The following is a 23343-nucleotide window of genomic DNA, read 5'->3' as shown; positions in this document are numbered from 1 at the left end:
CAAACGCCCGGACGGGCCCTGGACTTGCGATGAAGTGCAGGGAGCAGGGATTGAAGGGCGCCCGATTCGGGACACTGCGCCCCGGCTCGCAGCACGCGCGTCCACCAGAACACATCCAACGGGAGCTCTCTTGATCGTCTACAAATTCGGCTACCCCGCCGGCCACGGCACGCCCGACATCAGCCCCTTCGTCATCAAGCTCGAAACCTGGCTGCGCCTGTCCGGCATCCCCTACGAGGGCCGCACCGGCGACCGCAGCGTGATGCCCAAGGCCAAGCTGCCGGTGGCGCAGATCGACGGGCGCCTGATCCCGGATTCCACTGCCATCGTGGCGCACCTGCAGGCCCATGATGCCCGCGCCCTGCGCGACGAGCACCTCAGCCCCGCCCAGCAGGCGCAAAGCCTGGCCGTCCAGGCCCTTTTGGAAGACCGCCTGTACTGGGTCGGGCTCTACCTGCGCTGGTGCGTGCCGGCGAATGTCGAGCGCTACAAGCCGCTGCTGATCGACTACGCGCTGCGCGCCGTGCCGGACTGGCAGCGCCCGCTCGTCAAGGCCCTGGCCACGCCGATCGTCAGCGGCCTGGCCAAGCGCATGCGTCAGCAGGCCTGGCAGCAGGGCATCGGGCGGCACGGTCCGGACGAGGTGGTGGCCCAGGGCCTGCAGGGCTGGCAGGCGCTGAGCACCCTGCTGGGCGATCAGCCCTATCTGTTCGGCGACCAGCCCAGCTGCGTGGACGCCACCTTGTTCGCCTGGATCCACACGCTCGCGCGCCACCCCTTCCAGAGCCCGGTGCAGGACTATGTGCAGGCCCAGCCGAACCTGATGGGCTTCCACGACCGCATCTGGGCCCGGCACTGGGCTTGAAGAGTGGCAGGCGCTCACGCCCTCGACCCGCTCACGCCCAGAACTCCCGCAGGCCGATGGCGCAGCATCTCGGCGGAGTTGGTCACGCACGCCGCCAGCGCACCAGCCAGTCGGTCGGAGCCCTTGATGGCGTTCTGCGGGGCGGTGCTCAAGATGCGGAGCGTTGTGCCCCGACCTCGATAATTTCACTGGAGCCGGGCCGCATCATCAGGGTCCTGCACTTCCCCGGAGCGCTCTCATCCATGATCGGTCGCCTTGTGCGCCGGCTGGCTGGCCCCTTTGAGCCAGCCCTGGCATCTGCCTACCGCGGCTTCTTCTTCAACATTGAAGCGTTTGCGGACCGTATCGCGGCCCTGGGTCGTCCTCAGCAAGTGGTTGAGATCGGATGCGGCGAGGGCGCTTTGGCCTGCGCGCTCCTTCCCAGGCTTCCTGCGGCACGCTATGTCGGGATCGACATTTCGCCGCGCGTGGGCCGCCTCTTTCAGGGCTCAACGGAGCGCGCGCAGTTCATCCATGGCGACGCCACACAGTTGCTTTCGCATCTCAGAGCACGAGCCGACCTGGTGCTGGTGTGCGACGTGATGCACCATGCCGACGAGGCGGCACGCGAAGCTCTATGGAGCGTCGCAGCCCAGTTGGTGGAACCACTTCAAGGACGGCTGGTGTTGAAGGAGTGGGTGCGCAACCGCACACCGATCTACCACCTCGGCTACCTCAGCGATCGCTACATCACCGGTGACCGGGTTCGGTACCAGACCCGTGACCACTGGCTGCGTGAGGCCACCCAGCGCGGCTGGGGCTTGCGTGACGAATGGAGCTTGAAGCCCTGGACAGCGAACCATGCCCTGGTGCTGGCACCCCCTTCGGCACAGGCCGTCTGAGCCTCGATCCCCATGCGCCACCTCGTTCTCTGCCTGGCCCTATCCAGCCTGGCCGCCCACGGCGCGGAGCCGCTGCTCGCGCATCCGCCCGGTCCTTACCCGGTCGGCTTTCGTGTCATCCAGCAGGCCCAGGGTCGCCAGCCGGCGCAGGTCTTGCAGTGGTACCCGGCCGGTGCGCCGGGCTCGACGCTGCGCTATGCCGATTACCTGGCCACCCGCCTCACCGCCCTGCGGCAGGATCGCTCTCCCGACGAATTGCAGGCCCTGCGCGGCCAGCAGGCGAGCCGGCTCGGCCAGCGCCTGGGCAGCGCCACGGCGCAGGCGCTGCTGGAGGCACCGATGCGCGCCACCCTGCACGCAGCGCCCGCGGGCGCGGCATTTCCCGTCATCGTCTACGCACCCGGCGTGGGCGGGCCGGCAGACGAGAACGCCGAGCTGCTCGAAGACCTGGCCAGCCACGGCTATGTGGTGCTGTCCAGCATCGGCATGGGGGCCGACGGCAAGGACGTAGAGGAAAGCCTGGCCGGCGTCGAACCCCAGGTGGCGGACATCCGCGCCTTGATCCGCCTGGCCGAATCGGACCCACAGGCCGACGCGCGGCGCCTGGCCCTGCTGGGCTGGAGCTGGGGCGGCATGACGCAGCTGTTCGCGGCGACGCAGGAGGCCCGGGTGCAGGCCCTCGTCAGCCTGGACGGCACCCGCGAGCCCGAGCTCACGCGACAGATCGACGTGACACGGCTGATCGCCCCTTGGCTCTATGTCTCGCGCACGCCGGACACGATTTCCGAGATCAACCGCCGCGGCATCGACACCCGCTTCAGCCTGCTCAACGAGGCCCGGCACAGCCCCGTCACCCAGCTCATCGTCTACCCCATGCGGCACGAGGACTTCGTCTCGCGGCGCCTGCGCGAGGCGCCGCCGACCGCCTACGACGAGTACAGCCAGGCCGAGGTGCGGCAGGCCTTCGGCATGGTGGCGCTGTACGTACGTCACTTCCTCGACGCGCACCTCAAGCAGGCCCCCGAGAGCCGCGCCTTCCTGGCGCGCAAGCCGGTGGAGAACGGCGCGGTGCCGCACACCTTGCGGCTGGACGCCAGCGGCAGCCTCGCGCCACGACCCTGAGGTCGCACAAGCTGGCCTCAACGCCCGGCCGCTACTTGCAGTGCACGCCTGCGGTTGCCGTCACCTGCCTCCCTTCCAGGTCGACTTGCGCCATCACCTGGATGTAGCGCCCCGTGCCAATCACGATGGGCCGCTCGCATCGCTGAGCCGCATCCAGGCCCGTCACTGTGGAGGCCACTAAGGCCCAGGCTTGGCCGTCGAATCGGACGCGTGTGCCTGCGGGCCAGTGCACCTCCCCCACGGCCTGTCCGGCCAGGATGCAGTGGCTCAGTCCATAGCTCGATTGGATGAACTGCAGCCCAACCTGTTCCTCGGTGCCGCACAGCCAGCCGTCGATGAGTTGCGCTCGGCTCAGCTGAACCTGCAAACGGCTCTCGCTGGCCGTGCTGGCCAGCCTCAAGCCGAGAATCTTCAGGCCACTGAAGTCCCGCTCCGTCTGAGCCCAAGCCCCCACCAGGCGCCGCCCATACGAGCCGTCATGGGCGTACTCCAGGCGGCTGCCCGCCGGGAACTCAAGATCCAGCAGCGTCTGCGGCGCGGTCGACCGCTCCACGACCTCAGGCGCGCGCGGCCGCTGCTCAAAGGCTGCGAACGCCCCTGCGCCCAGCAGCGCCCAGGCCGGCATCGTCCACACCAGCACCGCCACAAGCACCCGCAGCGCGGTGCCACGGCCCCTTAGGGAGCGGTAGACGAGCCAAGGCACGAGCGTCCAGGCCAGCAGGCCCAGCAGACCAATGGCGACCAGGGTGTAAATGAAGCCGTCGCCGATGTTGCCCATGTCCGCCCAGGCCTGGCCGGGGAGCAGCAGGCCGGTTGCCAGACCGAGCCAGCGGGTCAACGGGTGACATCGCGGGCCGGCGGGCTGCGCAGCCCGCGGCTCCAGGTGGTCCGTTTGGATTGCCACTCGCATCGCCTAGCCGCCTGAGTCCGCTGCTGCTGCCGACATGGCCAAGCCAAACTGGCACATGCCCCACGCGAGCCTGAAGCCTTGTCGTCCCACTGTGTTCTCCCTGATACGAAGGTGCGACCTTATCGAGCTTCAGACCGCCCGCGTGAGCAGCTGTTTCAACCCGACGGCGTGCGCAGGAAGAATGCAGGCCCGCCCAAGGCTCCAGCACCCTCCATGCATCCCACCACCCCCTATCCCATCGGCACCCCCGGCCGGCCCTGGGGCGCCGCCGAACGCGCCGCCTGGCTGGCGCGCCAGACCGTGCAGCGAAGCTACGCCGACGAGGTGCTGGCGCCGCTGCAGGCGCAAGGCCCCGCAGGCGCTGAATGCGTTCAGTACGGCGAGCTGGACTACACGGCGCTGGGCGCTGGGCGCTACCCGCTGATGGCGGTGCGCAGCCGAGATTGGCGCGCCGGGCGGCCTACGGTGCTGGTGACCGGCGGCGTGCACGGCTACGAGACCAGCGGCGTGCAGGGTGCGCTGCTGTGGCTGCGGCGCGATTTCGAGCGCTACGCCAAGGATGTCAATGTGCTGATGCTGCCCGCCATCAGCCCCTGGGCCTACGAGACCATCAACCGCTGGAACCCGCTGGCGCTGGACCCGAACCGCCTGTTCCGGCCCGACAGCCCCGCGCTGGAAGCGCGCCTGGCCTGGGCCTGCGTGGCCGCACAGGCGCCGCAGGTAGACCTGCATGTGGACCTGCACGAGACCACCGACAGCGACAACAGCGAGTTCGGCCCGGCCCGCGCGGCGCGCGATGGCAAGGCCTCTGAATGGCATGAGGTGCCCGACGGCTTCTACCTGGTGGCCGACAGCGCCCGCCCCGAACCGGACTTTCAGCGCGCGCTGATCGAGGCGGTGGCGCGCGTCACCCCCATCGCCGCAGCCGACCCGCAGGGTTGCCTCATCGGCACGCCGGTGCAGCAGCCCGGCGTCATCCACTACGACATGGGCCCGCTGGGCCTGTGCGGCGGCATGACGGCCGCGCGCCTGCACACCACCACCGAGGTCTACCCCGACAGCCCGCGCACCACACCGGCGCAGTGCAACGAGGCCCAGGCCGTCACCGTCAGCCGCGCGATCGACTACCTGCTGGGCGCCTGAGCGGGTCCGAAGGGCATGGGGCGCCCTCTGGCTAAAGCGCCTGCCCGTTGAGCGTGCCGCTCTTGAGCTCTTGCGTCACGGTGCCGTCCGCATCGGTGGACACCGTGCGCACCGGGATGCCCTTGCCCACCAGCAGCCAACTCAACGTGCTTTCGCCGGGGCTGGTGGGGTCGCTCTGGCGGTAGCGACAGGTGTCATAGCGGCGCCCCTGCACGGTAACCATCTCGCGACCCTCATACACATGGGTTTCGTTCTCGGTCTCGGTGTCCGTGGTGGTCGGCAGGGGCATCCCTGAAATGACCGTCGTGGTGGTCAATTCAGAGACCAGGCGACGAGTGAGTGACTGGCCGACGCTGAGCGTGGCCTCGCTGTTCAGGTAGGCCGGCTGGTACACCTGGCGCGCGTTCACCGTGTAAAGGCCTTGAGCGGAGCGGCTCTCGATGGCGGTCTCCCCGCCCAGCAACAGCATCAGCTCATTCGCTGCAGCCTGGGCGTAGTGCTTGCTGCGATAGCGGGTGGTGCTGGTCTGGCCGCCCTGCGTGATCGTGAACTCGGTATTCATCGCCGTCTGCACCGCGCTCTGGCCCGCAAAGGTCGCGTTCTGCTCGACCAGGGACTCCACCTTCATCTCGCCCGTGGCCTCACCGTCCTTGCCGGTGCCCGCATGGCTGTAGACAAGGCTGTAGTGGCTGCCCAAAGCCAGGGCCTGGGATGCCGGCCTGAAGCACTCATTCAGCGGCCCGAGTGGGTCATTGGAATAGCAGCTGCCAGGGTAGAGCGTGCAGTTGTCGGCCTGGATCTGGGCCGTGTAGTCGGACAGCCGACCGAACCCCTGCAGGGCACCGTTGGTGAAGGCCCCAAGGCCATAGACACGACCGTCTTCGGTGAGGCCCAGATAGGTACCGCCGGGATAGGCGCGCACGGTGTAGGCAACGCCCTCATGGATCAGGCTGAAGTTCTGCGACCCCTTGGGGAACAGGTTGGGGTACTTGTATTCGGCCCAGTCGAACAACTCTTTGGCGCCGATGGAGCTCAAAGAGCGCGACGCCGTGGACGCCTCGGAGCGAGCCTGCGCCGCATGCATGCGAGTCACGAATGCGGATGCAACCGGGATATCAGTGGAATTCCCGCCGCCGCAGGCGCTGAGGCCCAAGACCAGTGTCAGGAGAGAGGAGGGGAAGAGGAATCGCATCAAGACTTCAAGCAAAAAGGAAAGCGCCGATCAGACGGCGCCGCGGCACCTTAGCACCACGCCCTCTGGGGAGACTGGTGTCCGCAGCCGCCCTGACGCCTTTGAATACTCCAAGTCTGCTGTCCAAGTGAGCGCGCTGACCAGTTGGATCCAGTGCAACGGACTGCGTACGCGCCGCGGGACCTGGCGATTCGGCGTGGCGCGAATGCTCCGATCGTCGCGAACGCCAAGCTCGGTTGCATACGGCAAGGTGGTTTTGCGCCCGCAAATCCCGCAACAAGCCACGGTGCCTGGACACACTACTCGGGCGGCTGAAAAAGCCGTGCCGCCGCCGCCAGCTGGGCGGGCCGCGCCAATGCATCGCCCGGGCGGTTGCCGTAGGCCACCAGCGCGCCATGGAAGCGCATGCCCATGTAGCTCGCGCCCAGGCGCAGAGTCTGGAGCAGGGGCTCGGCCAGCGCCGGGTCGTCGTCGCTCAGGCAGGTGATGACGGACAGGGTCTTGCCCGCCATGCGGGCACGGAATTCCGCCCCCGGCACGCGTAGCCAGGCGCTCCAGTAATCCAGGTAGCGCTTGGCATCGGCCGGCAGGCTGTACCAGTAGACCGGCACCACGAACACCAGGTGGTCGGCCGCCAGGGTGTGCGCCAGCAGCTCGGCCTCGGGCCCGCGCGGCGGCGCGAACACCGCACCGGGTTCGTGGCGGCGGTCCTCGAAGGGCGGCAGGGGGTGCTCACGCAGCGACAACCACTGCACGGGGGTGGCTGCGGGCAGGTGCGCGGCCGCGTGGCGTGCCAGCCGTTCGGCATTGCCACCCTGGCGGGCACTACCCAGGATGAAGAGATGGCGCGGCGCTGCAGGGGTGATGGGGGTCCAGACAGGCGGCTCGGAGTTCATGAGGCCTATTCTTCAAAGCCCCGCCCCACCGCGCTATCAAATTCCTGCTCGCCCTCCATGCCCCCCAACCGCGCCGCCCACCCCACCCGGCCCCGCGTCAGCGAGTGGCACTGCCCCGGGCAGCAAAGCGGCTGGCAGGAGGAGCAGCCGGCGCTGGCCTTGATCGAGCTGCCCAGCACGGGCATGGATCTACGTCGCCTGCGCGGGCAGGAGCTGGTGGCCCGCGCCGGCACCGCGCTGCTGCACGGCGCGCACGAGGTGTACGGCTACGCCTCGCCCACCGCGCGCCCGCGCCGCGCCACCACGATCGGGCTGGACGACGCCTTGCTGGACGAACTCGGCCCCTCGTTCCGGCCGGGTGCCGTGCACACCTCGGCGCGCAGCGCGCTGCTGCAGTGGCGGCTGCGCCAGGCCCCGACTGACACCTTGGACCGCGACGAGCTGGCGCTGATGCTGGTGGAGAGCGTGCTGGGCGACGCCGGCCCCGCGCGGCCCGCGGGCCCGCCCCCCAGCCCCGCCTGGCAGCGCCTGGCCCGCGCCCTGGACGAACGCCTGGCCACAGGCTTCGGCGAGGCCTTGAGCCTGGAGCGCCTGGCGCAGGACTGCGGCGCCTCGCCCTTCCACGCCAGCCGCGTGTACCGGCGCGTCACCGGCAGCAGCCTGCACCGCCAGCTCAACCGCCTGCGCCTGCGCGAGGCGCTGTTCCGCCTGCCGGATCTGCGCGGCCGGCTGACAGAACTGGCCCTGGACCTGGGCTTCTCGTCACACAGCCATTTCAGCAGCGCGTTCCGGGCGGAGTACGGGCGGACGCCTTCAGCGCTGGGCTGAGGCGGCGGCGGATCTGACACTGCACGAGCGCCACCCGGGCGCCAGCCCCCTTCATTGATTGGCAATGATCTTGGCCATCGCCGCGTAGGTCTCGCACTCCGGCACGCCGCGCGCGCGGTTGCCCTTCACCAGCTTCTCCACGCGCTCGATCAGTTCGCGCGCGCCCTGCTTCTCCTTGTCGGTCTTGAGCGGCGTGGCCTTCATGGTGTCCAGCATGCCGTCGATCAGGCTGCGGCATTGCGCCTCGGTGGGGCCCTTGGACTGGGCGCCGGCCGAAGCGGCCAGCACGCTCAGGCAGAGGCCGGCGACGAAGTACTTTCCTTGCATGGGAGACCCTCTTGGAAGTGGTGCGGCCATGATTCACGAGGCGGCGCCTCAGCGGGGCGCCGGTGCGCCGGTGGGCGATCCAAAAAACATCCAATTCGAGGTCTTGCGGGCTGGGCGTCCATGCCCACCCCATCACTTCCGACATGGACAGCCCCGCCAGGCCCCCCGCACCCAGGGGTCTCTGGTCCTTCTTGAGCCCCGCAATGGCCCGTTTGGCCGATGCCGGCGGCACGCCGGATTCCTAGAGTGCCAGGCATCGTCACCAAGGACTTTGCAATGCACTCCCGACTGGGCCGCTGGGCCACCACCACGCTGCTGGCCGCCACCATGGCGGCCACCCTGAGCGCCTGCGGCGGCGGCGACGAGCACGCCGAACTCAGCCTGGCGGCCGCCGCGCCCACCGCCCAGGCCGCCGCCAGCGCCCTGGCCACCGCCGGTGGCACCCGCCGCCAAGCGCTGGCCGCCAGCGCCACCGAAGCCCCGCCCAGCCTCGTGCTCCACGACCCGCTGGCCGCTGCCAATCAGCTGATGGACTTCGCCGTCGCCAACTTCCCGCAGTACTTCGCGGGGCCGGCTGCCACCAACTGGTTATCGCCCTTCGCCTTCCGCCATTACCCCAGCACGGGCGTCTACCTGGGCGTCGTGCTCCAAGACGGCCCCTACGTGCGCAATGGCGTCTACGTGATGGGCGGTGCCTTCGGCAACAACCCGGTGCATGTGGGCGCGGTGAGCGACTTCATCAGCCCCAATGCCGCCGGCGCCCGCAGCACCCCCGCGGTCGACAAGCTGCAGCTGGTGCAGGGCAGCAGCACCAAGCTGCGCGTCAACGTCGAACGCCTGAACGGCTTCAGCGGCCCGGTGCAGCTGTCGCTGTCCGGCCTGCCGGAGGGCGTCAGCGCGGCGCCGGTCACCGTGGCGGCGGGCGCAAGCGAGGTTGAGCTCACCCTGGTCGCGCAGGCCTCAGCCGCGCACACCCTGCCCACGGCCATCCAGCTGACGGCCCGCGCGAGCTTCGGCGGACCGGTCACCGCCGGCACGAGCCCGGCAGCAGGCGCGCTCGAGGCCGCAGCCAGCGCCCCGCTCACCCTCACCGTGCGCGGCGTGGCCGGCGCGGTGGACACCTCCTTCGGCGGCGGCACGCAGATCACCCCAGTGGCCAGCAGCGAGGACTACGCGCATGCCGTGGCCGTGCAGGCGGACGGCAAGATCCTCACCGCCGGCACCACCGCCATCAGCGCCGGCACCGTGGTCGCCCTCACCCGCCATCTGCGCGACGGCGGCCTCGACCCCAGCTTCGGCAACGGCGGCAAGGTCATCACTCAGGTCGGCGCGCGCGGCGACAGCGCGCGTGCGGTGGCCGTGCAGGCCGACGGCAAGATCGTCGTCGCCGGCTGGACGGACGCCACCGGCATCGACGCCAACTTCCTGGTGCTGCGCTACCGCCCTGACGGCACGCTCGACCCGAGCTTTGCCGACGGCGGCCGCTTCATCTTGCCCATCGGCACCGGCAATGGCACCGACCGCGCCTACGCCGTCGCCATTCAGGCGGACGGCAAGATCGTCGCCGCCGGGACCACGCTCACCAGCACCAGCACCACCGGCCAGGATTTCGCGCTCATCCGTCTGAACGCCGACGGCACGCTCGACGCCGGCTTCGGCAACGGCGGCAAGGTGGTCACGCCCATGACGGCCAACAGCGGCGGCGACCTCGTCTACGCCCTGGCCCTGCCGGTGATTGATGGCCAGCAGCGCATCCTGGCCGTGGGCGGCGAGGGCGACTTCCAGGCCGCGCGCTACCTGCCCAACGGCACGCTGGACGCCAGCTTCGGCAACGGCGGCAAGGTGGTCGGCCTGTTCGGCCGCAACATCGGCGCGGCGCGCTCGGTGGCGCTGCTGCCCGGCGGGCAGATGGTGCTGGCCGGCGGCATCTATAACGACTTCGCCGCCGCCCAGCTCACTCCCGCCGGCACGCTCGACGCCAGCTTCGGCCAGGGCGGCCTCGTCACCGTGCCGGTGAACCCGGCCAACTGGGACAACGCCACCGCCGTGGCGCGCCAGGCCGACGGCAAGCTGCTGCTGGGTGGCTGGAGCTACCGCGACAACAGCTCCGCCGGCGACTTCGTGGCCGTGCGCCTGCTGCCCAGCGGCGCGCTCGACACCTCCTTCGGCGAAGCCGGCATCGCCCTGCGCCCCGTGGCCGCCGGCACCCGCGCCGACAACGCCCGCGGCATGGTGCTGCAGAGCGACGAGCGCGTGCCCACGGTGCGCGCCATCCTGGGCGGCGAGGTGAGCAGCAGCAACAACGACTTCGGGCTGCTGCGCCTGTGGTTGTGAGCTGGCAGACCCTGGCTGGCTAGAGTGCCCGCACCTGCACTCGCACCCTCACTTCATGCCTGACATGGCCCGCCCCGACCCCTGCATCACCCCGACCCGCGACGGCCGGCGGCCCTCTGGGGTCAGGGCGAGCCTCAGCCCGCTTTGGAGCGGGGCGGTCACCCTGTTGGCCCTGGCCGCACCGCTGCTGGCGCGGGCCGACCCAAGCCCCTGGGTATCCGTCTGCCCCAGCCAGCCTGCAAGCGCCCTGCGCCAGGTGACCGTGTTCGACGGCCCACCGGAAGAGCTGGCCTCGCTGGTGCCCGAACCCGATGCGCAGGGCCGCGACAGCTGGCCGTTGGCCTACGTCTACCAGGCCGGCCGCCAGGTCTGGGTGCACTGCCAGTACCAGGACCAGACACGGCGCGTGCTGCAACTGCCCGAGCCCGTGCGGCACTGCCACTTCCTGCCCAAGCGGCGCGGCCAGGCCGAGGCCCAGCTGCGCTGCACGCCGGCGGTGGCGGTGGTGGAGCGCAAGGCCGGCTGAGCCCTGGTGGGCCTCAGGCCGCGCCGGGCTTGCGCATGCGTTCCAGCACCTGCAGGTACTGCTGCGCCTCGGCCACCACGGCGTGCTCGGGGAAGCGCGCGAGCAGCCCTTGCAGCAGGCGTGCGGCACGGTCGTGGTCGCGCCCGTGCTCGCTCATCAGGCGAGCGCCCAGAAAGTAGACGCGCGGCGCTTCGGGGTGCTGGGGCCAGCGCTTGTCGAAGCCTTTGAGCAGCTGCGTGGCGCTGCTTGCGTCGCCCTTCGCGAGGGCGGCCTCGGCGGCGGCTGCCGTGCCCACCCCGTCGGGCAGCTCGACCGACGGATCGAGCTTGCGCAAATCTTGCAGGGCCGCCAGCAGGTCCTTGCCGCGTTCCGCCCGCGCCAAGGCGCGCAGCAGTTGCGGCCCATGGGCCAGGATGGCCTCGCGCTGCCCCTGGCGCTGCAGCAGCGCGTGCAGGCGCAGGTTCAGCGGCGCGTCCAAGCGGTCGTAGCGCATTTCGTCGCGCACCACATCAATCGCAGCGTCGATCTTTCCGTCGGCCAGCAGCTCGTGCACGCGGCGTTCGAAGGGGTCGGTCGGCTGCTGGGCACGCAGCGCGCGTTCGGTGCTGCCGGCGCGGGCAATGGCTTCCACGCCACCGGCGCGCTGCTGGGTCTCGAAGTCAAACTCCACTTCGTGGCCCAGCGCCTCGTGATGGCGGTACAGCGCATAGCCCATCAGCGCGCACAGCACCCAGAACAGATAGGTGGCCAGCGTCAGCTCGATGGGAAAGGCCACCGCTGTCGGCCAGCCGGTGCCCATCACCAGCACCGCGTGGCGCACGCCGGCAATCAACAGGAACAGGCCCCAGAGCGTGAAGTACTCGGCCCCCATGGCGCCCACGAAGCGGGCGACGTTCAGCGGGTTCAGGCTTTGAAAGAACGCATCCTCGGTGGCGATGACCAGCGCCGCCGCCGGCAGCAGCAGGCTCGTGAGCGCGGCCACCAGCCAGTACCAGGCCGGTAGCAGCGAAAACCAGGCCGCGGCAAAGGTCTGGGGGCGGGCGGCCTGCACCATCTCCTCCCGGCTGGGCAGGGCATGCGCCGTGAACTCGCTTTCCAGATCGGCAGGGCCCAGCTCCACTGCCGACTCGCCTTCGGCGCCGTCTTCTCCCTCTGCCGGCGCGGCCGCCAGCTGCCGCGCGCGTTGACGCTCGCGTTCAGCCACCGCGGCCGCACGTGCCGCGGCCAGTGCCTCGTGCTCGCGGCGCAAGACCTGCAGGGACTCGGCGTTCTGCGCCTCGTAGATGCGCACCAGCGCGTCCTGCGTCTTGGTGTCATTGGCGATACGACGATCGAGCACCAGATTGCCCAGCAGGCCGCCGAGCACGATGAACAGCGTCAGCACCAGCGCCAACTTGCCCGGGCGGCGGTCGCTGCCGCCCCAGACCGAGAAGTTCGGTGATTCCCCCTCGAACCGCCCCCGCGACAGCAGCTCCAGCATGTTGAAGCCGTAGCGCAGGCCCAGAAAGATCAGGATGCCCTTGAACACCAGCCCAAAGGCGCCCAGCACCAGGCTGGCCAGAACGGCGGCGAGGGCCAGACTGCCCAGGAACACCAAGGGGCCGAAGCGCAACGGCAGGCGCAGACAGAACGGCAGCATCTGCCAGACCGTTGCGGGCTGTGGCGAGGCCGCAGCGACCCTGGCCATGGATGGGTGGGACATGGGGCTCCTTCCTGATGGGGCAAGTGCACTCGCCCTCTGATCGCGATGCGTTCGATGGGATGCGGCGCCGCGAGGCCCGCAACTCCGGCTACTTCGGCCATTCCGCGGCCCATCCGGATTCCACTCTGGAGTCAAGCGGGCCGGGGCGCGACTCTATCGGGGGCTGGCCGGCAGCCGCCTGCTCCGCTGCCCAGGGCCGACCCGCAGCCGTGCGACCTTATGCCGCCTTCCCGCCCCTGCGCGCGCTGCCAACCCCTGGCCCACGCGCAAGCAGAACTAAGCTGGCAGCCCTCGCCCAGCCTGCCGCCTGCGTCATGGACTTGCCCTTCTCGCTGCCCACCCTGTCTCTGCTCCTGCTGCTGCCGGTCCTGGCCCTGCTGCTGCGCAGCGCCTGGGTGCTGAGCCGGCGCTTCGACAGCCGCCTGCTGCGCGTGCAGCCGCAGCCGCTTTGGCAAGGCGCCGCCACCCAGGCCGACCCCGCCCTGCTCGCCGCGCTGCAGCACTGGTGCCAGGAAGGCGCCGGCCCGGCCAACCGCCCCTGGTGGCGCCCTTGGGGAGCGACGGCCTTGCAGCGGCCGCTGGCCGTGGGCCTCTGGCTGGACCCGGAAGCCCGCCATGCCGCCACGCTGGAGGCCGCCTGCCGCAGCCTGGACGGCGCGCCGCGGCTGCAAGCGCTCAGTGGCGCAGCCGGTCTGGGGCTGCGCCTGCGCGTCAAGCTGAACGACCTGTGCTGGTGGCGCAGCCACCAGGCCGACGACCCCTGGGACTGCGGTTACCTCAACTACAGCTCCGAGCACCGCGCCCTGCTGCGCGCGTTCCAGCCGCGCCGTGCCACGCTGATCGTGTTCGACCCGCTGCTGTCCGTCGCCCTACCCGAGCTCGTGGCCGTGCTGCTGGAACAGGCCCCGCGCACCCAGGCGCTGCGCCTGCTGGTGCAGGGCCCGATGGAATGGGAAGCCCCGCTGGTGCGCGCCTGCCAGGCCGCCGGCCTACCCTTGCAGGTGTTCTGGCCCGGTCCCACCGACTCGCAACCCGAGACCTTCACCGACCCGGCGCAGCTGCTGGACGACGACGCCGACTACGAGGCCCGCGCGCGCGGCTTTGCGCCGACCGTGCCGGCAGGGTTCGACGAGACCGCGCCCGGCTCGGGCCCGGGGTTTGCGCCGACGCAGCCGGCGGAGCTCTGAGTGGCCCCAGCAGTGCGGAGAATTCAAGTAGCGCCCAGGCCATGAGCCTGTGAGGCTCAGAGGCTGAGCTTGACGAAGCGCGTCAGCGAAATCTCGGCCCGGTGTTCCAGCGGGTTCAACGCTTCGTTCCACAAGGCCGCAGCGGCCGCCAGGTCCATTCGGCCTGAGCATTCCGAATCAGCTTGACGGACCAGCGCTCCAGCGGCTGCTGAGCGCAGGCCGCCCGCGCCTGCAACTCGCCTTTTGCCGACCAGCTGACGCCATCCAGGTAGTAGCGTGCGCGCAAGGGCTCCTGGGGGTCGGGCACGTAGCTGGCACCGGCCCAGGCTTCACGGCCATCGCGGTGGTAGACCTTCCAGACCTCGGCGTCCATGCCGTTGTGCTGCTCCACCGCGAAGTAGGCGCGGCCATCGGGGGCGAAGAGGACGCGCTCACCCCCTGGCGTCACGGCCGCCGTCTCTTCATCGATCAGCAGCCCATGGGAATGTTCATCCTCTTCCAACCCGAGCAGGATGAAGCCTCCACGCCGATCAAGGAATCGGTAGCGGGTGCCTGCCAAAGGTTCGTCGTATGGCGGCCGGTCGTCGAAAACCAATGCCTTGCGGGGCAGGCTGATCCGCAAGCGCGTGGGACTGACACGCTCAATCCGGCCTTGCCCAAGCTGCCGGATGGTGCTCACCTCGTCATGGTGTGCGCCCTGCAGCTCCAGGCCTTGGGCGGACGCACTCGCGGTCCAAGCCAAGGCCCCCCACAGCGCGAGGGTCAGACTCAAGTTCTTTGAGCTCGCCCCAGCCTGCTGCGCGTTCGATGGGCTCAGGCACCTGTAGCTGCAGGGCTTCGAACTCACCACTTGTGTCCTTCGCCGAACGCCCTCGAACCCAGCGTGCGGGGCGCCTCAGCCCGGCGCGCGCGTGAACAGCTTGGCGGCGCGGCCCTTGAGTTCCAGCAGCTCGCTGGCGGTGATGGAGTAGCGGCCACTGACGGCATCGGCCTCGACGCGGAACTCCACCTCGCGCGTGCCGTTGCTCAGGATGCCCACGGTGAACTCGTAGTCCTCTTGCGCAGCGGGCACGCCCTGGGTGGCCACGTCGTAGTCCTCGTAGCGCACGTTGCGGATCTCGCCGCAGGCCAGGTCCAGCTCGCCGGTGGCGCGCACCTCGCCGTCGCTGAGTTCGTCAATGATTTGGATGGGGAGCTTCAGGTCCATGGCCGTACGTCGATTGCTTGAAGGGAAAGGGGGCCAAGACTTGGCGGGCGCGCATTGTCGGGGCAGCGCCGTCTGGGAGCGCCTGCGCCCCCAGCGGGGCACGGCTGCGGATCAGGACCCAGCGCCGGCCGCGGCCGGGGGCGCTGCCGGCACGCGATCCAGGCGATGGTGCTCGCGCATCTCGATGGCCGTCTTCAGCAGGCCGATCATGCCCAGGCCGAAGGCCACCAGGCCCAAGGCCAGCTGGCTCACCACCGTGTCTTTGGCGAGCGAGGCCCCCACCAGGCCCAGCGCGATCGGCACGAAGGCCTCCAGGGCCAGGACCCAGAGCAGCACCCGGCCCTTGGCCGGATCCATCCAGACGCGTCGCGAGATCTTGTTCTGCGTCTTGCTCGGGTCCTGCAACGACGAAAGGCCGATGGCCACGCCGCCGTAGAGCAGCACCAGGTTCAGCAGATCGAACACCGGCCCCCAGCCCGCGGTGCGGAAGGCGGTCAGCGCGATCACGGCTTGAACCATGTAGACCGTCGTCACCAGCAGGGCGGGGTACTGCGCATAGCTCAGCCACTGGAACACTTGCCGCGCCTCGATACCGCGGACAGCAGACGACGGGATTTCAGCTGGGTTCATGACGGCGTGATCGGGTGGAGGGCGGCGGCAGTGTGCCAGCCGGCAAAATTCGCCGGCTTCCCCCACCCCGCGCCGGACCCCCATGCCCAAGAACCCCCACAAACCTTTCGTCATCGGTGTCGCCGGGGGCAGCGGCAGCGGCAAGTCCACGGTGACTCGCCAGGTGCTGGCCGCCATCGGGCCGGAGAAAGTGGCGGTGGTGATGCAGGACGACTACTACCGCGACCAATCCCACATGCCGCCGGAAGACCGGCGCAAGCAGAACTACGACCACCCGGATGCCTTCGACTGGCCGCTGATGGCCCAGCATCTGGCCGCACTGCGCAAGGGCGAGGCCATCGAGATGCCCGTGTACGACTTCGCGGCCGACAACCGCTCGCACGAGACCATCACCGTCAAGCCGGCGCCCATCATCGTGGTCGAGGGCCTGTTCGCGCTGTACGACACCAAGCTGCGCAACATGATGTCGCTGAAGATCTACGTGGACACGGCCTCGGACGTGCGCTTCATCCGCCGGCTGCAGCGCGACATTTCCGAGCGCGGCCGCAGCACCGAATCGGTGGTGAATCAGTACCTGGAAACCGTGCGCCCGATGCACAAGCAGTTCATTGAACCGACCAAGCGCAACGCCGACGTGATCCTGCCGCACGGCGCCAACGGCCCGGCGGTGGACATCATCACCACCAAGGTGATGAGTTTGTTGCGGGAGATGGGGCAGGGCTGAGCCTGCCGCGCTTGACGCTCTGACATCGGGGCGGCTCAGGGCTGGGGACAGATTCCCCTATGGAAGTCAGTCTTCGGCAGGACAGTCGCCGAAGTCCGCCCCAAGCTATGGGCCTGACACCAGCGCTTCCCACGCCCAGCGGGCATGGCGCATCGCACTCGGCCCCCCTCACGTAGCATCCGCCGCCTTTTCGGGGAGGGACAACTCATGAGCACCGTTCAGGGCCAGATGGATGGCGATGGAGACGCCGACGCCTTCAGCGTCTTTCTGCAGGCAGGCCAGCGCTACCGTTTCACTGTCAAGACGCCTTCAGGAGCCTCGAGCTTTGGCAGCGAACTCAAGCTTCAAAGCGGCGAAGGCAAGGTCCTTTTTTCCACTGCCAGCTCCGTTTCTCAAGGCGCGGAGCTCGTGGGTTCGCCTGAAACTACGGGCTGGTATCAGCTTGTCCTGACCGGTCACTCGGGCTTGAACCATTCGGTTCAGTACGAGATTGAGGCCGCACCGTTGCCGGTCGATGACCATTCCGATCGCGTCACTCGGACCGAGAAGCTGCTGGTGGGCCAAACACTTCCCGGCCAACTGGAGACACGCGGCGACGTGGACAGCTTCTCTCTGGACTTGAACTCTGGCCAGCGTTATCAGTTCCAGCTGGATCTGACGGGTGCTTCAAACGCCGCGTCGGGAATTGTTGTCAAACTCTACCGAGGTTTTGACGAGAGGGATGCGACCCTTATCAATGAGTGGCAGTCCAATAGCGATGGCCTGATAGATTTTGATTTCTCCACACCGTCGGGCAGCTCCTACTTTGTGACCGTTGGGGCAACACCGTCAGGCAAGGCAGCCACTCAAGAATATTCCGCAACAAACTATCGTCTTGGCCTTACTCAGTACAGCTTTGCTGCCGAAGACGATTACCCGAATTTCCCACTTGCACCGAGCGATCTCAGATTAGTGCAATCACTGCAAGCCCAGTTCCCAATAGCACCACTCGATCTAAGCAATCCTCAGGATGTGGATTGGGTTCCGGTCTATTTGGTTGCCGGCACCCCGATCAACATTACTGTGCTGAAGAAGGGCTTGCCATCGGAATCCAAGGTCAGCATCCATGATGCCCAAGGGATCGAATTTGTCCGGGGCGTTGGCGAAGTGCTATTCATCCCTCCGACAACCGGTAGTTATTGGCTTCGAGCGGCCCCCGAGGCAAACAGCTCTGCATTGCCATCGGACTATGAGGCGCGTCTGAGGTCGCCCTATCCTGAAAGCGATCAGAACAACGGCCCGCAGAATGCCTTGTTCATGCCGGTTGGGCGCTTGGAACAATCAACTCTATACGGCGCCGGCGATACTGATTGGTACCGGTTCTCGGTCTCGACAATATATGAGCGTTCCTTATTCCGGGTGGAAGTGGGTAGCGGCTCGCGCCCCTTGCTTCAGCTTCTCAAAGACCGGGGCACATTTGAAGGATTCAGCGAAGGCTCGATTGACAGCTGGTTCCAGCAAGATCCGGACAACCCCAAGGCCTACATTTTTAGCTTTACCCCAAGTACCAGTGGTCTTCAGCATCTAATCATTGGCGCCAACGACCATCCCGTGGATCGTAGCTCGCGCGGCTACACCATTCAGCGCATTCGGATTGAACAGGATGATCACGGAGAAACTTCGAACAGCTCAACACCAGTCAATCTGAATCAGGTACTCCAGCACGAATTGACGCTGGGTGATATTGACCTATTTCGACTGAATCTCGAAGCAGGCAAGCGGTACCAGATTGAACACAAAGGCGGCCGCGACGGAGTTGCCGACAGTCTGCACCTGTTGGACGACAAGTTGCACCCCACGGGTTTTGAGATGCCACCTACGGGCGTGCTGGAGGTTGAGCCAGGCCGGAGCGGAAGTTATTACCTCAAGAGCATGGGCTTGGGCACCTACACACTGAGCGTCACCGAAATCCGCCCTGATGATCACCCTGGGGGAGGTTCCCAGCTTGCCTCGCTAGGCCCCCTGCCAGGTCTGAACTTCCAGGGACTCTTGGTCAGGGGCGGCCCGGGCGCCGACATCTTGCGGGGTGGGGCCGAAGCCGACTGGCTATTCGGTGGTGATGGCGCCGACCGCATTGAGGGCGGGCCGGGCGCCGATGTCATTGATGGCGGGAATGGAATAGACCGAGCCCTGTATTCCTACAGCCTTGCGCAGCATCGAGTGCAAATCTCGGCGCAGCAGGTGGTCGTCGAAGGATCTGGCGCCGAAAGCCAGGGAGATCTCTTGCAGCAGGTTGAGCGCTTGGTGTTCAGCCAGGGTCCGGCGCTGGCACTTGATTTGGAAGGTCATGCCGGTCAAGTGGCCCGGCTGATCGGTGCGCTGTTTGGCAAAGCCACCTTGACCGATGCGTCACTGGTTGGCCTTGGCTTGCGATACCTCGATGGCGGCATGGCCTTTGGAGAGTTGGTCGCAGCGGCCGTGGCTTCGGACTTGTTTGCCGAGCGCGCCGGATCGCACGGACACGCTGATTTCGTCCGGACGGTCTACCAGAACGTGGTCGGGCAAGCCCCATCGGAAGCGACCCTGGCTGAGTTCGTCGGTCAACTGGATCGCGGGGAGACCAGTCAGGCGGTACTGGCTCGAATGGCCTGTGAACTTCCAATGACCGCGCAGCAAATCGACCTCGTGGGCTTGGCGGGCAGCGGACTGCCCTATTTGGAAGGGTGAACTCCGCACGCCGGCTATACGTGGACACGGCCTCGGACATGCGCTTCATCCGCCGCCTGCAGCACGACATTTCCGAGCGCGGCCGCAGCACATAGGTGGTCAATCAGTACCTGGAAACCGTGTGCCCGATGCACAAGCAGTTCATCGAACCGACCGAGCGCAACGCCGACGTGATCCTGCCGCACGGCGCCAACGGCCCGGCGGTGGACATCATCACCCCCCAGGTGATGCGCTTGTTGCGGGAGGTGGGACTGAGTTTCACGCGCCCGGCGCCAAGGGGCCCTCGCGAGGGCCGGATTGAAGTCTTGCTATTGAAGTCAGGGAGTAAGACCCGACCCAGAAGCGGCAGGGTGGTTGCGTGCTTCTGGCAATCCTGAGCGGCGTGGGGCACGATCGGCGCGCGTCAAGGATTCGACTGCGCCTTGATGCGGGTCTGTTCGTTGCCCAGGTGATCGAGGAAGGCCCGAAACGCTGCTTCGGAAATGCCTTGCGGCTTCAGCGTCCAGCGACCTTCCGCCTGGCGATTCGCGTGCAGCGATCGCACGGCTTCCAGCCTCTGTTCAGCCACGGGCCGCAAGTTGGCGTAGGTCGGACGGAACATGCCACCTGGCTCCGCCGCTTGAACCCGCGCCAGAAACTCGAGGTATTCCTGGGGCCCCAGCCCGAAGGGCTCCAGCAGCATCACCGTCAGACGATCGGCCTCGATCAAGCTCTCCAGCGTCGGCGCGCCGAGTCCCAGCTCGCGATTCCATTGCGAGTTGCCGCCCAACAAGGGCCAAGCTCCTGATTTCCAGTTGGTTGGCTTGTTGGGATCCGTCAGGGCCAGCAGCACCTGAGCCGCCTCGTGGGCCAGCACCATCGTGAGTTCGTCTGCGCTCAGTTGCTCCAGAAGAGGATGGGTGACCAGAATGAGATCAGACCGAGCAGCCGCATAGGCGGTCTCGCTGTTCACCACGCCAAAGCGCATCGCGCAGATCGGAATCGGCTCAATGTCGAGCTTCAGGGTCTGGCCTTGACGAATCAGCTGGAGGGTTCGTGAGGGTTGGCTCCGAGCCCATTCATTGGCTCGACGCAAACGTTCCTGGGTGTCGGCATGGAACTCGCCTTCCAAGGGCCGACGGATCAAGAGTTCGGCTTCGGACGCGTCGGCGGCCAAGATGCGGTCACCCGCCTTCAGACCACCGGGCAGCTTGAACGAACCGCTTCGCTGGTCCACCAACACAATCAACTCGCCTGGCTTGGCTTCGAAGTGCCGATTCAGGATCTCAGCCAGAGCCCGGTCCGTGGAGAACGCCCAGCGTTCAGGCTTTCGCACCAAGATGAGTTGCTGGACCCAATCCCATTGCGGCTCTGCGCTGCACAGCGGTGCCGCGATACGGCGAAGCTCAAAGATGCGCGACACCGCCACGATCGTGTTGTCGTTGCGCGCCCGCTGTCTTGCCGTGGCAGTCCCCGCATCTCCAGCCGTGGCGGCAAAGCCTGGCTGAATCAAGGCCATACCGATCAGCAGCCCGCACCAGTGCTTGATGACGGCCTGGGGCGTGCATCGCGGCGCATGCAATTTCATGAACATTGGTGCTACCAAGGGAGGTGAGGTGGGGCGCTGGCGGAGCAGGCGAGCCTATCGCAGGGCCATGCCCCCCCAATGGCTTGCTGAAGGGCAATGATCGGCAGCGCAGGAGTCACCCACCCCAGGCCGGGCGCCAAATAGGCAATGACCTGCCCGGCCAAGCCTGTGGCAGCGAGAGCCCGCGCGTGACGCTCTTGCCATTGAAAGCAAAAGGCAAGATCTGCCACTGAAGCCTCTGGCGCAAGGCTGAACCTCAGCCGCCCACCGCTGCGGCGCCTTCCACGCGGCGGGCTCCCGCGCCACCCGCCCCTCAGCCAAGCAGGACACCCCATGAACCCCGACTTCGACCTGATCGTCTTCGGCGCCACCGGATTCACCGGCCGCCTGGTGGCCGAATACCTGCAGGCCCGCGGCGCCACCCGCTGGGCCATCGCGGGCCGCAACGCCGCCAAGCTGGCCGCCGTGCGCGACGAGCTGGGCCTGCCCAAGGACCTGCCCCTGCTCCAGGCCGATGCCGGCGATGCGGCCGCGCTGCGGGCCCTGGTGGCGCGCACGCGGGTCGTCATCAGCACCGTCGGTCCGTATCAGCTGCATGGCGAGCCCTTGGTCACCGCCTGCGCCGAGGCCGGCACCGACTACGTGGACCTCTGCGGCGAGCCGCTGTGGATGGCCCGGATGATCGACAAGCTCACGCCGCTGGCGCAGCAAAGCGGCGCGCGCATCGTGTTCTCGTGCGGCTTCGACTCCATCCCCTTCGACCTCGGCGTGGTCTATCTGCAGGCCCAGGCGCAGGAGCGCTTGGGCGCCCCCTTGCGCGAGGTGCGCGCCCGCATGGCGCGCATGAAGGGCGCGGCCTCAGGCGGCACGCTGGCCAGCATGATGGAGACCTTCGAGGCCATCCGCCGCGAACCCGCGCTGGGCCAGACGATGAGCGACCCCTTTGCCCTGACGCCCGGGTTCAAGGGCCCCACGCAGCCCGATGACCAGGGCGCCGCCCTGGACGATTGGGCGGACCTCTGGGCCGGGCCCTTCGTGATGGCCGCCATCAACACCAAGAACGTGCACCGCAGCAACGCCCTGCGCGGCCACCCCTGGGGCCGGGACTTCGTGTACAGCGAAAAGATGCTCACCGGCCGCCCCGGCACGCCCGACAAGGGCGCCAAGAAGGCCCAGGCGCTGGCCCGCATGACCCGCTGGCAGAACCGCGTGCTGGGCTTCGGCCCCGCGCGCGCCCTGCTGCGCCGCTTCGTGCTGACGCAACCGGGCGACGGCCCCAACAAGGCCGCCCGCGAGGCCGGCCACTACGAGGTGTGGTTCAGCGGCAAGAGCGCCTCCGGCGAGCTGCTGCGGGCCATCGTCAAAGGCGACCGCGACCCCGGCTACGGCTCCACCTGCAAGCTCATCAGCGAAGCCGCGCTGTGCCTGGTGGAGGACATCCCCCGCAGCGCCACGCCCGGTGGCGTCTGGACCCCCGGCAGCGCCATGGGCCTGGCGCTGGTGCGGCGGCTGCATGAGCGGGCGGGGCTGACGTTTGAGATGGCCGCGCAGAGCCGACGAAACCCCTGAGCCGATAGGCGGGGAGAGGTGAAGGGCAATGACCTGCCCTTGCCGGGCATTCAGCCCGGCCTGCGCCGCTGCTCAGTCCGCCGGCACCGAAGCCACCAGAGCCGACGCCAGCGCTTCCACGCTGCGGCCCTGCTGGCGGCCCTGGAACCACAAGGACTCCAGACGCTGCGGCAGCCCCGGCCAGGCCCGTGCAAACACGCCCTGCAGCTCCCCATAGGGCACATAGCCTGGCAGCCCCGCCTGGGCCAACGCCTCACGCACCACCGCGCCCACGATGAAGAACTGCACGCCGTGCCATTGGTTCTTCACGTCGTGCCCGCCCTGATCCCGAAAAGCGGCATTGACCGCCTCAAACACCCGATCCGCCGGCCCCGTGTGCGTTGCCTCGTGATACAGCACCTCCAAGGCGTGCAGGCCTGCATGCGCGGGTAGCCCGGTCGCAATGACGGCATGGGCGGGCGCCTGGGTGGTGTAGGCCCCTTCGAACGTCCCGGTGCGGACCACCAGATCCACCCGGATCGGCTCGGCCGGAAATCCCTGCCCCAGTTGGAATTCAAGCCCGCTCGCGATGGCGGCACCATGGCGCCGCTGCAGCGCTTCCAGGCCCGCCTGCCAGCGCGCATTCCGCGCCCGGTCCAGCGGCCAGGATTCCTCGGCATAGAGCGATGCGGCAAGGCCCAAGGCCTGCTCAAGCTCTTTGGGCAGGCCCAAGCCCTGCGGCGTGCGAACCGCATCCGGCGCGCGTCGAAGGCTCTGTTTGATGGCGTCCATCTGCTCGTCAAACAGCGGGTGGCGCTGCAGGTACTCGCGCCGGTACAGCGCCAAGGCCGGCTCCCACGCCTGACGTTCGGCCTCGGTCAGCTGCGCGGGCCTGCGTGCGCCGCTGTAGAGCCGGTGGTGCAGGTTCAGCAGAAAGTGGTTGTGGAACTCAAAGCGTGGTGCGTCAGCCGCCACACTGGTACTCAGGCCGGCCAGCAGCCAGGGCCCCAGGCTGCGGAACAAAAATTCCCTCATCTCACTCCAGTCG

Annotated in this window: 23 protein-coding genes; 13 read left to right on the top strand and 10 right to left on the bottom strand. The window is 68.0% G+C overall.

The window, feature by feature from the left end:
* Positions 1-130 precede the first annotated feature (130 nt).
* The 3 genes from I7X39_RS08670 to I7X39_RS08660 all read left to right on the top strand — a co-directional run bounded on the left by I7X39_RS08670 (position 131) and on the right by I7X39_RS08660 (position 2868).
* Positions 131-865, top strand: a complete 735-nt coding sequence (locus tag I7X39_RS08670) for a glutathione S-transferase family protein (RefSeq protein WP_198110678.1) — start codon at positions 131-133, stop codon at positions 863-865.
* 242 nt (positions 866-1107) lie between these two features.
* Positions 1108-1746, top strand: a complete 639-nt coding sequence (locus tag I7X39_RS08665) for a class I SAM-dependent methyltransferase (protein ID WP_198110676.1) — start codon at positions 1108-1110, stop codon at positions 1744-1746.
* 12 nt (positions 1747-1758) lie between these two features.
* On the top strand, positions 1759-2868 hold the full coding sequence (locus tag I7X39_RS08660; RefSeq protein ID WP_198110674.1) for a dienelactone hydrolase family protein: 1110 nt from the start codon (positions 1759-1761) through the stop codon (positions 2866-2868).
* Between the two features lie 31 nt (positions 2869-2899).
* On the opposite strand, the gene I7X39_RS08655 is transcribed toward I7X39_RS08660, so the two are convergent.
* Positions 2900-3706: a hypothetical protein gene (locus I7X39_RS08655; protein ID WP_198110672.1), complete on the bottom strand. Its 807-nt coding sequence runs from the start codon at positions 3704-3706 to the stop codon at positions 2900-2902.
* A gap of 285 nt (positions 3707-3991) precedes the next feature.
* Here I7X39_RS08655 and I7X39_RS08650 point away from each other — a divergent pair, with 285 nt between their 5' ends.
* Positions 3992-4921, top strand: coding sequence for a M14 family metallopeptidase (locus I7X39_RS08650; RefSeq protein ID WP_198110671.1), 930 nt, complete (start codon positions 3992-3994; stop codon positions 4919-4921).
* A gap of 31 nt (positions 4922-4952) precedes the next feature.
* Here I7X39_RS08650 and I7X39_RS08645 read toward each other — a convergent pair whose 3' ends face one another.
* Both I7X39_RS08645 and I7X39_RS08640 read right to left on the bottom strand, forming a co-directional pair.
* Positions 4953-6113, bottom strand: coding sequence for a hypothetical protein (locus I7X39_RS08645; RefSeq protein ID WP_198110669.1), 1161 nt, complete (start codon positions 6111-6113; stop codon positions 4953-4955).
* 299 nt (positions 6114-6412) lie between these two features.
* Positions 6413-7009, bottom strand: a complete 597-nt coding sequence (locus I7X39_RS08640; RefSeq protein ID WP_198110667.1) for a flavodoxin family protein — start codon at positions 7007-7009, stop codon at positions 6413-6415.
* A gap of 57 nt (positions 7010-7066) precedes the next feature.
* On the opposite strand from I7X39_RS08640, the gene I7X39_RS08635 reads away from it, so the two are divergent.
* Positions 7067-7837: a helix-turn-helix transcriptional regulator gene (locus tag I7X39_RS08635; RefSeq protein ID WP_198110665.1), complete on the top strand. Its 771-nt coding sequence runs from the start codon at positions 7067-7069 to the stop codon at positions 7835-7837.
* Positions 7838-7888: 51 nt separating this feature from the next.
* On the opposite strand, the gene I7X39_RS08630 is transcribed toward I7X39_RS08635, so the two are convergent.
* Positions 7889-8164, bottom strand: a complete 276-nt coding sequence (locus I7X39_RS08630) for a hypothetical protein (protein ID WP_198110663.1) — start codon at positions 8162-8164, stop codon at positions 7889-7891.
* 276 nt (positions 8165-8440) lie between these two features.
* On the opposite strand from I7X39_RS08630, the gene I7X39_RS08625 reads away from it, so the two are divergent.
* Together I7X39_RS08625 and I7X39_RS08620 are read left to right on the top strand one after the other, a co-directional pair.
* Complete coding sequence (locus tag I7X39_RS08625; RefSeq protein ID WP_198110661.1) at positions 8441-10498, top strand: NHL repeat-containing protein; 2058 nt, start codon at positions 8441-8443, stop codon at positions 10496-10498.
* A 64-nt stretch (positions 10499-10562) separates the two neighbouring features.
* Complete coding sequence (locus tag I7X39_RS08620; protein WP_198110659.1) at positions 10563-11024, top strand: STY0301 family protein; 462 nt, start codon at positions 10563-10565, stop codon at positions 11022-11024.
* Positions 11025-11037: 13 nt separating this feature from the next.
* Here the strand turns inward: I7X39_RS08620 and I7X39_RS08615 are convergent, their stop codons facing one another.
* On the bottom strand, positions 11038-12711 hold the full coding sequence (locus tag I7X39_RS08615) for a tetratricopeptide repeat protein (RefSeq protein WP_198110657.1): 1674 nt from the start codon (positions 12709-12711) through the stop codon (positions 11038-11040).
* Between the two features lie 329 nt (positions 12712-13040).
* Between I7X39_RS08615 and I7X39_RS08610 the strand changes: the two genes are divergently transcribed.
* Positions 13041-13913 (top strand): hypothetical protein, encoded by an 873-nt coding sequence (locus I7X39_RS08610; RefSeq protein ID WP_198110655.1) that lies wholly within the window; start codon positions 13041-13043, stop codon positions 13911-13913.
* A gap of 115 nt (positions 13914-14028) precedes the next feature.
* Here I7X39_RS08610 and I7X39_RS08605 read toward each other — a convergent pair whose 3' ends face one another.
* The 3 genes from I7X39_RS08605 to I7X39_RS08595 all read right to left on the bottom strand — a co-directional run bounded on the left by I7X39_RS08605 (position 14029) and on the right by I7X39_RS08595 (position 15750).
* A complete protein-coding gene (locus tag I7X39_RS08605; protein WP_198110653.1) occupies positions 14029-14760 on the bottom strand; it encodes a hypothetical protein in 732 nt (243 codons plus the stop codon).
* 48 nt (positions 14761-14808) lie between these two features.
* Complete coding sequence (locus tag I7X39_RS08600; protein ID WP_198110651.1) at positions 14809-15120, bottom strand: hypothetical protein; 312 nt, start codon at positions 15118-15120, stop codon at positions 14809-14811.
* 111 nt (positions 15121-15231) lie between these two features.
* Positions 15232-15750 carry a hypothetical protein gene (locus tag I7X39_RS08595; RefSeq protein WP_198110649.1) on the bottom strand — a complete coding sequence of 173 codons (519 nt, stop codon included), beginning with the start codon at positions 15748-15750 and terminating at the stop codon, positions 15232-15234.
* Between the two features lie 82 nt (positions 15751-15832).
* On the opposite strand from I7X39_RS08595, the gene udk reads away from it, so the two are divergent.
* From udk to I7X39_RS08580, 4 genes are all read left to right on the top strand, one after another.
* Positions 15833-16474, top strand: a complete 642-nt coding sequence (gene udk / locus I7X39_RS08590; RefSeq protein WP_198110647.1) for a uridine kinase — start codon at positions 15833-15835, stop codon at positions 16472-16474.
* A gap of 207 nt (positions 16475-16681) precedes the next feature.
* Entirely contained in the window at positions 16682-19180 is a 2499-nt protein-coding gene (locus I7X39_RS08585) for a DUF4214 domain-containing protein (RefSeq protein WP_198110644.1), read from the top strand.
* Complete coding sequence (locus tag I7X39_RS23190) at positions 19177-19275, top strand: hypothetical protein (RefSeq protein ID WP_310739900.1); 99 nt, start codon at positions 19177-19179, stop codon at positions 19273-19275. Before I7X39_RS08585 ends, I7X39_RS23190 begins: the two co-directional genes overlap by 4 nt.
* Entirely contained in the window at positions 19276-19557 is a 282-nt protein-coding gene (locus I7X39_RS08580) for a nucleoside/nucleotide kinase family protein (protein WP_232351837.1), read from the top strand.
* Positions 19558-19583: 26 nt separating this feature from the next.
* Here the strand turns inward: I7X39_RS08580 and I7X39_RS08575 are convergent, their stop codons facing one another.
* Positions 19584-20747 (bottom strand): M48 family metalloprotease, encoded by a 1164-nt coding sequence (locus tag I7X39_RS08575; protein WP_198110642.1) that lies wholly within the window; start codon positions 20745-20747, stop codon positions 19584-19586.
* Between the two features lie 333 nt (positions 20748-21080).
* Here I7X39_RS08575 and I7X39_RS08570 point away from each other — a divergent pair, with 333 nt between their 5' ends.
* On the top strand, positions 21081-22316 hold the full coding sequence (locus tag I7X39_RS08570) for a saccharopine dehydrogenase family protein (protein WP_198110640.1): 1236 nt from the start codon (positions 21081-21083) through the stop codon (positions 22314-22316).
* A 72-nt stretch (positions 22317-22388) separates the two neighbouring features.
* Here I7X39_RS08570 and I7X39_RS08565 read toward each other — a convergent pair whose 3' ends face one another.
* Positions 22389-23330, bottom strand: coding sequence for a hypothetical protein (locus tag I7X39_RS08565; RefSeq protein ID WP_198110638.1), 942 nt, complete (start codon positions 23328-23330; stop codon positions 22389-22391).
* Positions 23331-23343 lie beyond the last annotated feature (13 nt).

This window comes from Inhella proteolytica, from assembly GCF_016093275.1.
Classification (GTDB): domain Bacteria; phylum Pseudomonadota; class Gammaproteobacteria; order Burkholderiales; family Burkholderiaceae_C; genus Inhella; species Inhella proteolytica.
Note: the sequence above shows the minus strand (reverse complement) of the source record. Positions and strands in the feature narration are given on the sequence as shown.